The sequence below is a fragment of the Streptomyces sp. NPDC059743 genome (genome assembly GCF_042732975.1).
Taxonomy (GTDB): domain Bacteria; phylum Actinomycetota; class Actinomycetes; order Streptomycetales; family Streptomycetaceae; genus Streptomyces.
Genome location: NZ_JBHWGS010000018.1, coordinates 131,184 through 145,112, shown reverse-complemented (window position 1 = coordinate 145,112; position 13,929 = coordinate 131,184). Strand labels below are relative to the sequence as shown.

The 13,929-nt window shown below is 66.5% G+C and carries 11 protein-coding genes and 1 pseudogene; 8 read left to right on the top strand and 4 right to left on the bottom strand.

The features are described 5' to 3' along the window. Window position 1: 1 nt before the first annotated feature. Entirely contained in the window at window positions 2-1,219 is a 1,218-nt protein-coding gene (locus ACFV6H_RS29485; RefSeq protein WP_385548133.1) for an MFS transporter, read from the bottom strand. A 277-nt stretch (window positions 1,220-1,496) separates the two neighbouring features. On the opposite strand from ACFV6H_RS29485, the gene ACFV6H_RS29480 reads away from it, so the two are divergent. The 6 genes from ACFV6H_RS29480 to ACFV6H_RS29455 all read left to right on the top strand — a co-directional run bounded on the left by ACFV6H_RS29480 (window position 1,497) and on the right by ACFV6H_RS29455 (window position 5,562). Continuing rightward, window positions 1,497-2,081 carry a hypothetical protein gene (locus tag ACFV6H_RS29480; RefSeq protein WP_385548130.1) on the top strand — a complete coding sequence of 195 codons (585 nt, stop codon included), beginning with the start codon at window positions 1,497-1,499 and terminating at the stop codon, window positions 2,079-2,081. 176 nt (window positions 2,082-2,257) lie between these two features. Then, entirely contained in the window at window positions 2,258-2,683 is a 426-nt protein-coding gene (locus tag ACFV6H_RS29475) for a hypothetical protein (protein WP_385548127.1), read from the top strand. 41 nt (window positions 2,684-2,724) lie between these two features. After that, window positions 2,725-3,168: a hypothetical protein gene (locus ACFV6H_RS29470; RefSeq protein WP_385548124.1), complete on the top strand. Its 444-nt coding sequence runs from the start codon at window positions 2,725-2,727 to the stop codon at window positions 3,166-3,168. A gap of 78 nt (window positions 3,169-3,246) precedes the next feature. Further along, complete coding sequence (locus ACFV6H_RS29465; protein WP_385548122.1) at window positions 3,247-3,903, top strand: hypothetical protein; 657 nt, start codon at window positions 3,247-3,249, stop codon at window positions 3,901-3,903. 64 nt (window positions 3,904-3,967) lie between these two features. Next, window positions 3,968-4,504, top strand: a complete 537-nt coding sequence (locus tag ACFV6H_RS29460; RefSeq protein ID WP_385548119.1) for a hypothetical protein — start codon at window positions 3,968-3,970, stop codon at window positions 4,502-4,504. A gap of 38 nt (window positions 4,505-4,542) precedes the next feature. Next, the gene (locus ACFV6H_RS29455; RefSeq protein ID WP_385548116.1) at window positions 4,543-5,562 is read left to right on the top strand and encodes a hypothetical protein; all 1,020 of its coding nucleotides are present in this window, start codon (window positions 4,543-4,545) and stop codon (window positions 5,560-5,562) included. Window positions 5,563-5,619: 57 nt separating this feature from the next. On the opposite strand, the gene ACFV6H_RS29450 is transcribed toward ACFV6H_RS29455, so the two are convergent. The 3 genes from ACFV6H_RS29450 to ACFV6H_RS29440 all read right to left on the bottom strand — a co-directional run bounded on the left by ACFV6H_RS29450 (window position 5,620) and on the right by ACFV6H_RS29440 (window position 10,449). After that, complete coding sequence (locus ACFV6H_RS29450; protein ID WP_385548113.1) at window positions 5,620-6,525, bottom strand: hypothetical protein; 906 nt, start codon at window positions 6,523-6,525, stop codon at window positions 5,620-5,622. 596 nt (window positions 6,526-7,121) lie between these two features. Next, window positions 7,122-7,487, bottom strand: a complete 366-nt coding sequence (locus ACFV6H_RS29445; protein ID WP_385548110.1) for an SH3 domain-containing protein — start codon at window positions 7,485-7,487, stop codon at window positions 7,122-7,124. Between the two features lie 2,587 nt (window positions 7,488-10,074). Continuing rightward, entirely contained in the window at window positions 10,075-10,449 is a 375-nt protein-coding gene (locus ACFV6H_RS29440) for a hypothetical protein (protein ID WP_385548107.1), read from the bottom strand. Window positions 10,450-12,497: 2,048 nt separating this feature from the next. Here ACFV6H_RS29440 and ACFV6H_RS29435 point away from each other — a divergent pair. Further along, entirely contained in the window at window positions 12,498-13,568 is a 1,071-nt protein-coding gene (locus ACFV6H_RS29435; protein ID WP_385548104.1) for a ParA family protein, read from the top strand. Between the two features lie 128 nt (window positions 13,569-13,696). Continuing rightward, a pseudogene (locus ACFV6H_RS29430) lies at window positions 13,697-13,929 on the top strand (hypothetical protein); the annotation flags it as partial.

Genomic DNA, 13,929 nt, shown 5'->3' with positions numbered 1-13,929 from the left:
ATCAGGCGGAGGTGCGCAGGGAGCGGGACAGCGGCACGCATGCGAGGGCGGCGAGGGCTGCGCTGGCTGCGAGCAGGCCCGCGACCAGGGGTCGGCCGCCGGTGTTGAGTGCGACGGCGATCCCGAGTGGGGTGAGCGAGGCGATGGCGGCCGCTCCGCTCAGTGCCGCCTGGTAGCGGCCGATCGCGCCGGGCGGGGCAGCTGTCGCGAGGTAGGCACCGATCGCGACGCAGTAGCAGACCTCTCCGGGCACCGTGGCCACGGCCGCTGCGGCGTAGCCCAGCGTGGTGTGCTGGAGGGCTGCCAGTCCCATGGCGGCCCCCAGGATCAGGCTCCCGGCCGCGAGAACCGGGGCTACGGCGAAGCGGACGCGGTCGTCGCGGCCGACGAGAACGCGGGTCAGAGGAGGGCTGATCACCAGCACGGCGACGGTGTTGGCGATCATGGCGGTGCCGTATGCGGACGGCGGGAGGCCATCCGCGTTCATCACCAGCGGGAGCACGCTGACCAGGCCGTAGGCGCACACCATCGTGGCGATCGAGGCGATGACCATCCACCGCAGGGGGGCGTCGGCCAGCATCTTCCGGTAGGAGCGCTCTTCTCGTCCGTCGCGGGCTGCGGGGCGGCCGCTCAGGACGCGGCGTGCGAACACGGCCGCCGCCACGCAGGCGACGGCGTTGGCGACGAACAGCGTCCGGTAGCCGTGCTCGTGGGCCAGATAGCCGCCCACGCCACCGCTGAGGGAGACGCCCACGTTCGACACCCAGTACATCCAGCCCTGGGCGCGGGTACGGGCGCCCTCGCTCGTCACCCGTTCGTTGATCTCCGCAGACAGAGCGGGCCGCGATACATCCATCGTGCAGCCGAGGCAGAACGCGAGCAGCAGCAGCGCTCGCAGGGTGCCAGCGGCGGCCAGGCCGGCGCAGGCGGCCGCGGCGAGCAGCAGACCGATCGAGCAGGCCGTCCTGGCGCCCAGCCGGTCGGTGACCGCGCCGCTGGCCAGCTGCCCGACGCACCAGCCGATGCCGAACACCGTCAGTGCGGCGCCGGCCGCCGTCGTGCCGTGGGCGTCACCGATGTAGTAGCCCAGGAAGTCGTAGGCGAACCCGCATGCCTTGATCAGGAGAGTGGTGGCCAGGAGCGCGGTGATGATCGTCCGGGCGGACGGCGCGGAGGAAAGGGAACGTGTGGCCGCGGGTTGCGCGGCGGTGACCGTCATGTCGAGGTGCCTGCCTGGTGATGGTGGGCGGCGGCCACAGCACTTCTCACCGGGCTGGTGAGCAGCACGCCGTGACGCGGGAACCGGGCACGTGCCCGAGTTCGGGATCAACGGTGTTGGTGCAGACACAGATCTTCTCTGTGCCCGTGACCGCGCCACCAGGCGAGGATTTTTCCGTCACCGGAATTACCTGAATATGCCGTTCAGGCGGCGGGACGCCGAGCAGGTTTCCCCGGACCGGTCCGGGCGGACGAGCCGGGGGGCGACGATGGCCGCCATGTCGTTCTCCCTGGCCTGCTGCGTGCAGGCCACCGCCCGGCTGCTGGATGCATGCGGGCCCCTGGTGCCGCTGCAGTTGGGCCTGAGCGCGCAAGACGTGCAGGTCGAGATGGGCGGGCCCGGCCCGGCCGCCCGGGAGAGCCTGGACCGCCTCGCCGCCGTAACGGGTGCGGACCTGATTCAGTCGCCGCCGGACGCGGCGACGATGTGCTCGCTCACGGCAGATCTCGCCGAGGGCCCCGTCCTGGTTGCCGGCGCTTCTGCTTCCCCGGGCGGCTGCGAGGATCGCGCGACGTCCACCCAGCAGACAGCGGACCTGCTGCGCGCCGCGCTGCCGTGGCTCCGCAATCTGGACGAACAGCACTTGGGCGCACCAGAGTTGTGGGTGAACGACCAGGGCAGCGCCCTCACGGTCAGGCTCCTGCTCGCGGCCGCCGAGGGCGATGACCTGGACGAACTGGGCGCGGCAGTCGGCCGGGGGCTGGAGCGGCTCCGGCTGTGGCGCTCGGACAGCGGGGTGGACGGCACGGGCCGGCTTCCCGGCGGCCGGACCGTCCGTATCGCGGTCGTCCGCTCGTACTAGGCAGAGTTCGCGCCGCGCGAGATGAACCCCTCAACCTTGCGTTGCATATCTCGATATTAGGTTGTAGTGTAGTTCTCGCCGGGTGGGCCTCTCCCCCGGCATCCAGGGCCCCGCAGCGGTGCTGCACACGCATCGGGCCCCGGCACCTCATCACCGCCGCCCCAGGGAGCTTTCGCATGCGCGGAACCGACATGCCTGTCACCCCCGAAGCCATCCGCAGCCGCGTCCTCGCCCACCACGCCGCCTGGCTGATCCGGGCCGAAGCCGAACGGGGCTGCGACGACCCGGAGATCCGCGAACTGACGGTTCTCCTGATCCGGGTCGAACGGGGCGAGGGCAGCCCGGAAGTCCGGGTGCGCTGCTCCTCCGACAGCCGCAGCGGCCACATGAAGACCGCCGTCATCACCGCTGGGCTGCGCATCGACGGCGACCACCTCCCCGCCCACTCCCCCATCGCCTACGGGCCCACCCGCAGCCTCGACGGCCGGCTGAAGGCCCACGAGTGGATCAAACAGCGGATCTGGCGCAAGGACCGCGCGCGCTCCCGCCTGGTCGTGGATGAGCGCGTGCCCGTCCGCTGGGAGACCGCCCACCGCCCGTAGCCCGCCCTTCTCCTCCCCTCCTTCGGAAAGGACGTCTTGTCATGAGCGACCGCCTCGAATGGGCACACGCCACCAGCGGAGCCCAACTCCTCTTCCCCGGCGAAGACGTCGACGGAGCAGTCGTCGAGCCGGGCGAGATCGCTGTGGCCGTGTGGACCGGCAGCAACGGCATCGCCCTCCACGGCCCGAGAGAGCAGCTGCGCGACCGGCTGCTCCAGCTCGCCCTCGCCGTCCACGAGGCCCCGCCGGTGCCTTTCGCCGACGCGTGCATCCTGGAACGGACCGACCCCCGGCGCTGGCGGCCGGGGCCGCTGAGCATCCCGCTGGCCCCCACCGATCCCGCGCCGGCCCTGTGCGGAAGCGTCACCCAGCCCGTCGCCGCCGATCCCCGGCTGGCCACCTGTCCCGACTGCATCGACCGGTGGAACGAGAGCCAGCCCCACACCCGCCTGAGCCTGGCCCACCCCATCCCCGGCCCGGCCTGACGCCCTCTCCCCACTCCCCCGTCCGGCCGGGCCCGCCCCGCGCGGGCCCGGCCCCGCCCCGAACACAAGGACGTCCCCATGACCACCAGCACGGCTGCGGCCGACGCGCTCCTGGAGGCGCTGCTCGCCGAGGCATCCGAATGGGCCTGCGACGACGTCGAGGACCAGCAGGTCCTCGACGCGATTGACGCGGCCGAGAGCCCCGGCGACAAGCTGGCGCTGCTGCAGAACTCCAACCTCGTTCCCTCCCGGCTGTGCGACGCGATCGCCGAGGCGCTGACCGCGCTGGACCCCGCCGCCTACACGTCCCCGCCGCCCAGTGCCGGGCAGGACGTGGCGTTTCTCGCCCTGGCCACGGTGATGGTGCGCGCCACCGGCCCGACCGTGCCCGAGGCCCGTGCCCGGGTGGAGGCAGCCACGGGTGGGGAGATCGACCCGGCCGGTCCGCGCCCGGCCGGCGTACGCGTCAGCGCGTTGACCATCGAGCCGGACACCGTCCGCCTGGACCAGATCGGCGACACGGCGGTCGACGACGCCACGACCGACGCGGACGCGGTCGGCGCTCCCGCCGCGCTGCTGCCGCCGGTGATCCGCGCCAGCCTCACCGACCTCGTCTCCTACTGCTGGACCAGCGAGGAGCGGGACTTCGCCGAGCAGGACCCGGACGGGCGGGAACGGCACATCTTCACCGCGCTGCGCCGGCTGCGCACCTACCTGGGCGGGGCGGGCGCGTAGCCGTCCCCCGCCTTTGCGCCTCCTCGTTCCTCATCCGTCCTCCGGCAGAAAGGCCCCCTTTCCGATGGCCCTCACCGACCACAACGACGTCTTCTTCGGCTCCACCGACAACGGCTGGACGTTCGCCCTCCTGAACCGGCCGGTCGCCGCCGGCCCCGGCATCCTTACCTCGGCCGGCTTCGGCCCCCGCGAACACCTGGGCCGCACCGTCTACCTCCTGCCCCCAGGCATCCGCGGCACGGCCGCGCGGACCGGCGACGCGATCGGCCAGCTCCTGCCCCACACCCTGGACATCGTCGAACTCGCCTGGACCGCCCGCCTGCCGCAGGCCGCAAAGGCCCCAGACGACGCGCACATCACGGTGCGCGGCAGCACGGTGTCCGCCACCGCGGCCGGGCAGCGGGCGCACGCCGTCCTCACCGAGGTCGGCTTCACCGCCGCCGGCGACGGGACGCTGCGCCTGGCCGACGACCTGGACGAGCCCGACGCGGTCGGCCGGATCGTGCGCGCCGAAGCCCACCTCCTCGTCGAGGGCCTGCAGGTCCGCGTCGACCTCGGCATCGCCAGCCCGGACGACCTTCCTCCCGCCCCTCATTCCTGACCGGGACCCGCTCTTCCCCGCCCTTTCTGGAGCACGACGTGTCCGACCCCCACCTCTTCCGCGTCCGCGACGCCTCGATCACCGTCGTCGACGCCAGCCCCGAGGACAACACCCCCAGCGACGTCTACGAGTTCGCCGTCTTCGGCATCAGCGTCCTCATCCGCCGGCGCGCCCGCTGGGGCGACGCCACCGACGTGCCGTACGTCCATATCGAGGACCAGAACGACGGGCCCGGCCTGCTGCTGGTCGAAGTGGACAACAGCGGCGAACACGAGCACCCCCGCCCCCTGACCCCATGGAGCTTCGGCATGCCCCTGTCCCCCGCCTACACCGCCGCCCGCCAGGCGGTCGATCCGGACGCCGACTACGTCGTCCACGTGCGCACCGCAACCGGCTGGGCGGCACCCGGCGATCCCGGCCAGCGCGACCTGCCCGGCCTGGACGGCCTGCTGGCCACCCGGCGGGTGCTGCGCGCCCAGCCCGCAGGCAGCGTGTGGTGCACGCCGTCCGAGGCGCTGAACCTCCGCACCGCAGACGGCCGACTGTGGCTGCGCTTCGTGCCGGGCGCTGTCGCCGAGACCGACCTGTGCGAAGCGCCCGGCTGCGCGGAGTTCCTCTCCGATTCCGGGCACTGCACGCGATGTGCCGCCGGACCCGTCTCCGCCGGCCGCGCTCCAACCGGGTTGTGGAAGGTGCTCGGGCTGGCCGACTCCGCCGTCCGGCCCGTCACACGCGACGACCTGACCGGGGCGGACCTGGTGAGCCTGGCCCGCGCCTGTGACACCCTCGGCCGCCAGCACCACCCGGCCCGCGCCCGTACGCCGCTGCCACCGGAAGCGGGGCCGCTGCGCGAGCGCCTCGCGCTCGTCCTGGACGACCTCGACGAGGGCCGTCCCCACGCCCTGGACCTCGATGTCGTCTTCACCCGGGGCGAGTTGCTCACCCTCGCCGACACCGCGCTGGCCCTCTTCCGTGCCCACGGGGACCCCGACGATCTCCTGGACCGCGCGGCGGTGCTGCTGCTGGCCCACCTCGCCTACGCGGCATCGCCGGACTGAGCCCCGGAGGAACCGGCCGCCGGCAGTCTGCGAGGCCGCCGGCCGGCCGGTGCCCTGTCACCTGCCCGCCGGCGCGCCCGCGGAGGCCGAGCGCGCCATCGCGTAAGCGTCGCGGGCCACGATGACCAGCGCTCGTTCCCGGACGAGGTCGTCGTGGACGCCGGGGTCACCGGGCGGCAGCAGCTCCATCGCCCGGTCGATGGTGGCCAGGGCCTCACCGAAGCACCGCATCTCCCGCAGGACGCCGGCCTCCCGGAACAGCGCCACGGCGTCGGTGCGCCCGCGAAACGGCGGACGCGACAGCACGCTGAGCATGTGCTGGTGGCGCTGGGGCAAGCCGTCGCCGAGCCACAGCCCGTGCAGCAGCGTGTGGAGCACCTTCACGTCGTCGCCGGCGTCGGCCAGGACGTCGTCCATCACCTGCAGTCCCTGAGGCTTGGACTGGCCGAGCAGCGCGAACGCCAGCAGCGCGCGGGTGAAGACGTCCCACGGCCCCCGGTGCGCGCGCAGTACCTCTTCCAGCGCGGCCCGGCGGAAGTCGTAGCGCAGCGCGAGCCCCAGAAGGTGGATGCGGGTGCGGGCGGTCAGCGCATCGCTGGTGAAGGCGGCACCGCCGGGAATCTCCTCGGCCAGCCGGCGGCCGTCTCGCCGCGCCTGCCAGGCCACGTCGGCGAGGAACGCCGCCGACTCCTGCCAGGTGGTCTGGGCGACGCGCATCCAGTGCTCGGCCCGTGCCGTGAACACGGTGTCGGGAGCATCGCAGACGTCGACCTGGGCCAGCGTCAGAACGCCGGGACGCAGCTGCCGAAGGTGGACGGCTTCTTCCAGCAAGGGCTGTACGCCCGGCTCGCTCAGCAGCCGGCGCGCCTGGGCGAGCCGGGCGGGACGGGCCGCCGGCGGATGGCGGACGAAGGCGAGGACGTCGCCGGGCAGGGTGAGCGAGGTCGGCACAACGACGGTCATCGAGACGCTCCTGGGTCAGATCTGGTAGCAGGCGAAGCGGCGTTGGCCCCTTCGCCTGCTACAGGTGCCGATCCCGGCTGCGGTGTGACACCCACAGCCCGCCTTTTTCGAAGCGCCCCCCGTGGCGACGTCGCCGGCCCTCGCCTCCGTAGGGAGAAGAACCCCGTCTCAGGGGTAAGAGGCCGCCGTCCCACCCGCCGGGCCCTTCCTTGGACCGCGTCAGACCGCCAGGCGGTAGTCCCGGTCGCAGGGGGTGAAGGCTCCCGATGCCTGCCCAGCGTCCAGGAGACGGTCGCGGGCGGCGGCCGGGTCGAGTTCAGCTACGTCAGGTGGGAGAACGGGTGGAGCAGCCACCTCTGGTCGCCCGTTGGCTCCGGTCGTCGGTCGAGCGGCTCGGTGGTGTTCTCAGCTGACCGGAACATCACCGGCACCGCCCCCGGACAGTCCCGGTCTGAACCGCCGCACGAGCGAGCCCGACGAGCCGCACCAGGACGAGCCTGTTCCATAAGCCGAACCCCTATCGCCCTTGGCTGCGCTGGCCGGGGATAACCCGGCCAGCGCAGCACACCGCCTGAGAAGGAAGCCAACGACCGCTGCTACTTGGGAATCGGCGGGGTGGGCGCCGGGTTCGTCCCGTAGGGGTTCGCGCACTTGTAGAACACGTAACCCCGGAGCTTCGCGCCGTCCGACTTCCGCACGATCGAGCCCCTCGTGTACCACGTCTTCTCGGAACGTTTGTACGCGAACTGGTCGTACGCGATCGAGTCACCCTTGTACGCCACCCCCACGGCCGTCGAGTTGTTTGCCGGCGACTTGCGCACCTTCACCGCCGAGCAGCTGATCTTGCCGTGCCCCGTGTCAGCGGCCTGCGCCCCAGGAGCCAGCAGCACGCCGGAGGCCACCAGAGACGCACCAAGCGCGCCAACGGCCGCGAACCGGCCAAATCTCATGCGTATGGGCATGGTTCTCTATCCGTTCTCTTCGACAGTACGGAGAGACGACGCCACACCGGCGCAGCCGATGGGCTGCGCGGCTACAGGAACGAACCGAGTCGCCACGGCAGTCCCCAAGCTCGCCCCGCTCAGACCAACCACATCTCTGGGAAACAGCCAGGCCCTGGAATCCCCCTCAACACGCATCGGTCTCAACCAGAACCCCACCAGCATCCACGTCGTCCAGCCAGGCCCAGCTTTTTCCGGAAACTCGACTTCCGACAGTTCGGCTTCCGGTTCTTCGTGGCTCTCCCCCTAGCCCCGTCAAAACTCCAGCCCGTTTCAACTTGAAGCCCTCATTCACTCCCCCCGCCCCGCGGGGCTACTGGTGGGGTACGGGTTGGAACAGTTCGTTGCTCATCACCGCCCACTTCATGCACTTCGGACTGTAGGAGGGTCTACCCATCAGGCCCTTGGATGCTTTGCGGCTACTGGAAATCACGGAACTAGAGGCAAACCACTCAGTAAAAGGCATGACTTTCAGCCCGATCGCAGTCTGCGCCGGGCTGAACATGCACGTGTATATGGCACTGAAGGGGATGTAGTGACTTTCTACGGAACAAGTGATGTCTAAGCTACTTTAGAACACCTTTTGGCACCTCCTATGCCAGGAGGAAAGAATCCTTTCCGGGATCGTTGCGTGAATCCAATCGGGCAAGTCGACTCCGGCTGAATCACCCTGTTTCGCCCAGTCGGAAAAGCATCTAAATGCTGAACTCCACAACTGCCGAGTACTTCGACGAGCTTCCCTCCGTGCAAGTAGCTTCCTTACTTGAGTTTCACGCTTACCGGATGTTCCGAGTCGTGCTGCGAGGGTGTCGAGGTCCATGTGACAGCGGATCCACGAGCGATCGCGACGAACGGCCAGGCCGTGCTTCTCCAGCTTGCGTAGTCGCAGGCGGGCGGCTGTCTGCGAGATGTGCAGCTTCGTTGCGACAGCATCGACAGACATCGGACCTGCATCGTCCAGCGACCGCCAAGCGAGCATGGCCGACTTACCGACTGCTCCCCAGCGAGATGCGTCGCTTCCCAGGTCAAGTGGTTCGGGAGCTCCTTCTGGCAATCCTGTTGATGCGTCAATCGGCTGGATGGCTGAAGGTTTCGGTAGGTGTTCGTTGCGAAACCGGGACGGAATCACAAGCCGGTAGCGCGCGGCAGTTGTCGCGGTGTGTGCCTCGATCAACTTGACCCAACCGCGCTCATGAATCCTTTTTAGGGACGTTCGGACCGTTGTTTCGCAAGCTCCGGAGCCTACAGCGATGACCGACAGTGCTGCGGAGAAATCGATACCTCCCTGTCGATGGGCCAGTTTCGCCAGTGCTTCGCAGACCCCTCTGTCGGTTCCGCCGGAAGTTCCGCCCCATGAGTCAAGATCAAGGCTTGAGTTCCATTCGGTGACCCGGCGAAGTGCCTCCTCGCGACTTCCGATGCGAGGCGCATCCCATCCACCTTGGCGAGTGAGGGCAAGCGACCAGAGGCGCTCCACTTCCGCATCTTGCCAATGGGGCCTCTTCGCTCTAAAGGTTTCCCCGAGGGCATTATTGGGATTCTTAAGGGCTGCTCGGATGTACTCGCGTCCATGGCCAGTTGCTACTGCAGCCAAGGCGAAGGCCATGCGACCGTTCGAGGCGCTCTCGTAACCTCCAACCGCATGGCCTTCGCGCAATACGCGGTCCATACGCCTGGATAGGGATGCGATGCCAAGCCGCTTGGCGAGGTCGACTACGTGTGATCTGGGCGGAGTTGGGGAGTTGAGTGCTGAGTAAGCCTCCGTCAGATCACCAACGACGGTCGAGGAGCCCCCGAGCCGGTGTGGCGAGAGCGGTGGTCGAACGCCTTTAGTTCGGACGTCAAGTCCGAATGATCTGCACTGGCGCTCGATAGCTTCTCGTGCGGACGGGGCGGCCGAACCCAGCACCAGGATCAGATGCTTGTGTCCCTGGCGTCCTGACAGCATGGCCGCGGTAGCCACCCCGGCGGCAGAGGCCGCCCAGCGGAGCCGTTCGAAGGCTGCGGTTCTGAGATGTGCTGCTTCCGGGGGCAGGCCCTCGACATCGAGGTCGACTACTAGGTACCTGCGGTCAGGGTAGACGGCGAACGCAACTCCGAGGGAGACGAGCTCCTTGATCGGCGCCCATCCACCGGACCTATTGTCCTGATTAATGCGGAATCCGCGCTCTGTGCGGGACAGCGTGAGAGCGAAGGCCTCGATCCAGTTGCTTCCGAGGAAGGGACCTTCGGGTGGCGTGATCGTTGCGTTTGGGGGTCCTGCACGAGTGACGCTCCTGGCGTCAGCTAGTGAAATCGTGGCTGTCACGGTTAAGGTAGCTCCTGGAGCATGAGGGCGTACTGAACTGACCGCGCGGCCGGACTGGCGAGTCTCGGTGGCCGGCGGTTGTGAGATCGGTGCCGTCTCTCGGTTGCTCCTTTCTGGGGGTAACCCCTCTGGGTGTAGGGGCGGGCCTTGGGAGGGCCCGCCCCAGCCAACTGCATCAACTACTGCATATGGATCAATCCCGCTCCGGCCTCGGGAGTGGCCGTGCGAGATCCAGGTGTCCTACGCCGCAGCTATCAGGGCCTCCGCATCGAAAGCATCAGGCTCACGCTGTCTGAACTCGGTGACCCATGCGCCGATCCCTAGAACGCGGAAATCGCGCAGGCCCGATGTGGCATCGAGCCTCTCCCCTGGTGTGTGGGTGAGTTGAATGAAGTTGCCGGCCACCACGACGTCCGTAGCGTCAGCCACCCTCCCGGCGCCCAAGGCGTCCCGGATCTCCTGGACAACTTTCCGATCCCGGTCGGCCTCGGGCTTGGAGGCTCGGGTCTGAAGCTGGGCCAGTGCTCGTGCAACGACCAGCTCGGTGCCGGTGTACTTGAGCGAGCGGCGGTCGCGCAGCAAAAACCCCTCGCTGACGAGCTTGCCGAGGGTCACCCCGTGTAGTCCGGTGAGTTCACTGACACGCGTCCCCGACAAGAGGCGGCGAGATGCGGGCCTACTCATCTAAACCCCCACAACGGTCCTAGCTTCGGCCACACCGAAGGCGCATTTCAGAGCCGGCGGTGCTGCGGCTCTGCCCTACCTGGCCATGAACATACACGACGTGTTAGCTACTCTTCGACGAAGCCGTACACACGGTGTGTCTGTCTGAGTGGACCTGACGCACGATCACGAATGCGTATCGCTGCTCAACGGACTCATCAGGGGGCGTTGGCCGGCGCCGGCGGGAGCGGCGCGCTCCTTGGGGCCTGAGCAGGGGGAAGACGCGGGCACGGTCGTCACGCGTTGGGCAGCTATGTCGACTAATAGCCACATGCGACAACGCCGTGCTTCCACCCGTTGAGGTGTGCAAGCCAGCCCCTAAGCGGAGTCGAGAACGGCATCGGCCCCTTGCACCCGGTCGGACCAAACGTACACGTCGTGTACGACGCATTCCCTTGGATCATTCCCACCCTGCTCAACCTTCGAGGGCTAGTCGGCCGCAGCGGCACCGATTTTCGCGGCAAGTCCCCGGTGCTGACTGCTGGAGGAACGCAAGTCCGTCATGCCCTAGCTGGAGGATGGTCGTTAGAGCAGGATCACCACTTGTCCATCTTGGAAATATCTCCAGGCAACGCATTTGATGAATGCGCGGCGGCCCAAGTTAGTCAAGACTGAGTGGCAGTTCGGTTGCGCTTCTACCACCTCAGCGGGATTAGACACACCCTCATGATGGTTCAAATGAAGGCTTGCTGATCTGCACTAGTAGTTGATCAAATGCCTAAAACGTGGGCCAAGATACCTAGAAATGAGGAAATCAATTGCTTCATCCGGTGAAAACGTCTGCCATGTTTTACATATATAGCTGGACTATGTTGGAAAATATATTGTCAATAACTTGAGCGGCAGCGTTCCAATGCTTCCTTTTACTTCTAAGTATCCGCGCACTTGTTTGTGCAAGCTCTAGCCTAAAAGTGTGCGATGAGTTAGAAGACGTTAGAACTAGAGGGTATGAACTCTCCTATCAGCGACGCAATTCAATGACTAATACGAACGAGATGTGTCGAGCAAACACATCTCTCCAAAGCTAAAATTGATAGCAATAAGCTGATACATTTTTTCATCTGTTGGGGAGCAAAAGATGTCAAATTTTGGAAACTAGGCTGGTTGATTATTCTTGAGTTACCGGTCGGATGGATTGGTCATCTGTGCAGGTCACAGGCTTGAACAAGTCTCTGACCTAGTCTGAATCTAGGCTCTTGAGCAGTCTGGAACAGAGTGGCAAGACAGTCTTACCTGCTGTCGTTGATACAGGCTGTATTGGGTCTCTAAGAGAGCTGATACCAAGTCGTTAATCTAGTCGAAGCAAAGTTTCTAACCAGTCTGTAGCTACGGTCTATGCTCAGCTCTTTTTCAGGGCCACGTGTACGGTCTATGTTGCGGCTTAGATAAGGATCTAGCTAAAGGTTGCAACACTCCCCTATGTTTAGCACTTAGACATGGCTGCATGAAGGGTCTAGTTTTAGGGCTCAGGATAGTGCGTAACTCTGCGCTAGCTATCGGACCACCTAGCAAACCCGCTCGGGGTCTAGCTTGGGATCTGCGGCAAGGGCATACTGGCGAACCAGTGAATGAACAACTTTTAGACCTCCCTGCGAGATCGACAGTTGTTCAAGCTGCGGGTCTAAAGAGCGAACTAGCGAGAAGTGAAATGTAATGCCTCGCTACGGGGCTCACTGTGGATTCATCGGCAGCTCTGACCACGGGTCCGACAAAAGCCCAAAGTGCCGGTGAGTCTTCGGAACGGGGGAGCGAGGTAACCCTGGGTGCGGGTAGGGCTTCACCACTCGACCCGGCGAGGCGCCCGACAAGGCATGGCGCGCTGGGGTATGCTCCGGTCCCGTCTCCGCACCGGTGAGACGGACCGCTCGTCGGGCCGGGTGAGAGTCCGTCAGCGGGTGTCTACCGGCACCTACCTACCGTTCGGAGGGGAACCGCAACTGATGACTACGGCAGAGCTCAAGGTCCCAAATCTCTCTCTGGAGCCGTTCACCCCCGCCACCCCGCAACACGTCTTGGACGAGTTCGTGCGGTCCCTCCGGCCGTACCTGTCCCGCGTGATTGCGGTCTTCAACGGCAAGGGCGGTCAGGGGAAGACGAGCATCGCCTCTCACATGGCTGGTCTCTTGGCCGAAGGTGAGGCGGCCAAGGCTGAGGAGGGCGGCGATGCCGGCCGCGTGCTCCTGGTGGAGGTCGATGCTCAAGGCAACAGCCATGAGGACCTGGGGATCAAGGGTCGTGAAGAGATGGATGAGGGCAAGTCGCTTGCCATCGCTCTTCAGTTCGGTGACCTACCTAAGGTGATCCGAGATGTCCGTCCCCGGCTCGACGTTGTTCCGAGCGGGAGGCAGCTGGAGCAGATTCCCTTCCAGATGGTGACGATGCAGAGCAAGCACGGGCAGTCCGCGAACCTCAGCCTCGCGGTCATGCTCGCCAAGATGGCACCCGAGTATCGCTGGATCATCATTGACTGCCCCCCTGTTACGAAGGAGCCGCAGATCCTTGCTCTGACCGCTGCGAGGTGGGTGCTGAGCCCAGTGTCCACCGGCGATGTGTCCTCGATCAACGGCTTGGGTGGGGTATCGCATCGCTTTGACGACACCGCTCACCTGAACCCTGACCTGGAGCTTCTTGGCGCCGTCCTGTTCGGCTTCGCACACCGGTACTACACCGACAGGAAGACTAAGGATCGTCGACCTGTCGGCCTTTGGGTCCAGACGCGTGAACGCCTTCAAAAGCTTCTGGCGGACGCTGAATCTGACGCCCCGGTATTCAACTCGGTTATTCGAGATGCCGAAAACGTGGCTGTCAACTGTCGCGACCGCGGGCAGTTGGCGTACGAGATTGCTGAATCAACTGACGGCATCAAGTGGTGGCAGAAGAAGAAGGGGGAGACGGGCAAGGTCCTCCCGACCGAGCGGGCCGAAGAGGTTGGTCGCGACTACGAAGACCTCGTCGTAGAGGTCGTGGAGCGCATTCTCCAGGTTGAGGCGGAGGAGGCTCTCACAGCATGACGGAGACTGTCCCACAGCCTGGTAGCCCGGTGGCTCCGCCGCAGCCAGACGTAAGTGGGTTGGGCAGGCGCCGCCGCGGTAGCCGCGTTGCCGCAGCCGGAGCTCCCTCCGCCGCGCCGACGGGCCCGGTGCCAGCCACGTTCGTCGGCTCTGGTGGGCAGGAGGAGCGTCTCGCCGCCGAGGAAGCTGATCGGAAGAAGGCGGAGGAGGAGCGTCTCGCCGCCGAGGAAGCTGATCGGAAGAAGGCGGAGGAGGAGCGTCTCGCCGCCGAGGAAGCTGATCGGAAGAAGGCGGAGGAGGAGCGTCTCGCCGCCGAGGAAGCTGATCGGAAGAAGGCGGAGGAGGAGCGTCTCGCCGCCGA

What these genes read in the sequence shown, in the direction of transcription:
- ACFV6H_RS29445 (WP_385548110.1), bottom strand. Translation starts at nt 7,487, where the DNA reads ATGCCCATACGCATGAGATTTGGCCGGTTCGCGGCCGTTGGCGCGCTT.
- ACFV6H_RS29485 (WP_385548133.1), bottom strand. Translation starts at nt 1,219, where the DNA reads ATGACGGTCACCGCCGCGCAACCCGCGGCCACACGTTCCCTTTCCTCC.
- ACFV6H_RS29435 (WP_385548104.1), top strand. Translation starts at nt 12,498, where the DNA reads ATGACTACGGCAGAGCTCAAGGTCCCAAATCTCTCTCTGGAGCCGTTC.
- ACFV6H_RS29475 (WP_385548127.1), top strand. Translation starts at nt 2,258, where the DNA reads ATGCGCGGAACCGACATGCCTGTCACCCCCGAAGCCATCCGCAGCCGC.
- ACFV6H_RS29460 (WP_385548119.1), top strand. Translation starts at nt 3,968, where the DNA reads ATGGCCCTCACCGACCACAACGACGTCTTCTTCGGCTCCACCGACAAC.
- ACFV6H_RS29480 (WP_385548130.1), top strand. Translation starts at nt 1,497, where the DNA reads ATGTCGTTCTCCCTGGCCTGCTGCGTGCAGGCCACCGCCCGGCTGCTG.
- ACFV6H_RS29465 (WP_385548122.1), top strand. Translation starts at nt 3,247, where the DNA reads ATGACCACCAGCACGGCTGCGGCCGACGCGCTCCTGGAGGCGCTGCTC.
- ACFV6H_RS29470 (WP_385548124.1), top strand. Translation starts at nt 2,725, where the DNA reads ATGAGCGACCGCCTCGAATGGGCACACGCCACCAGCGGAGCCCAACTC.
- ACFV6H_RS29450 (WP_385548113.1), bottom strand. Translation starts at nt 6,525, where the DNA reads ATGACCGTCGTTGTGCCGACCTCGCTCACCCTGCCCGGCGACGTCCTC.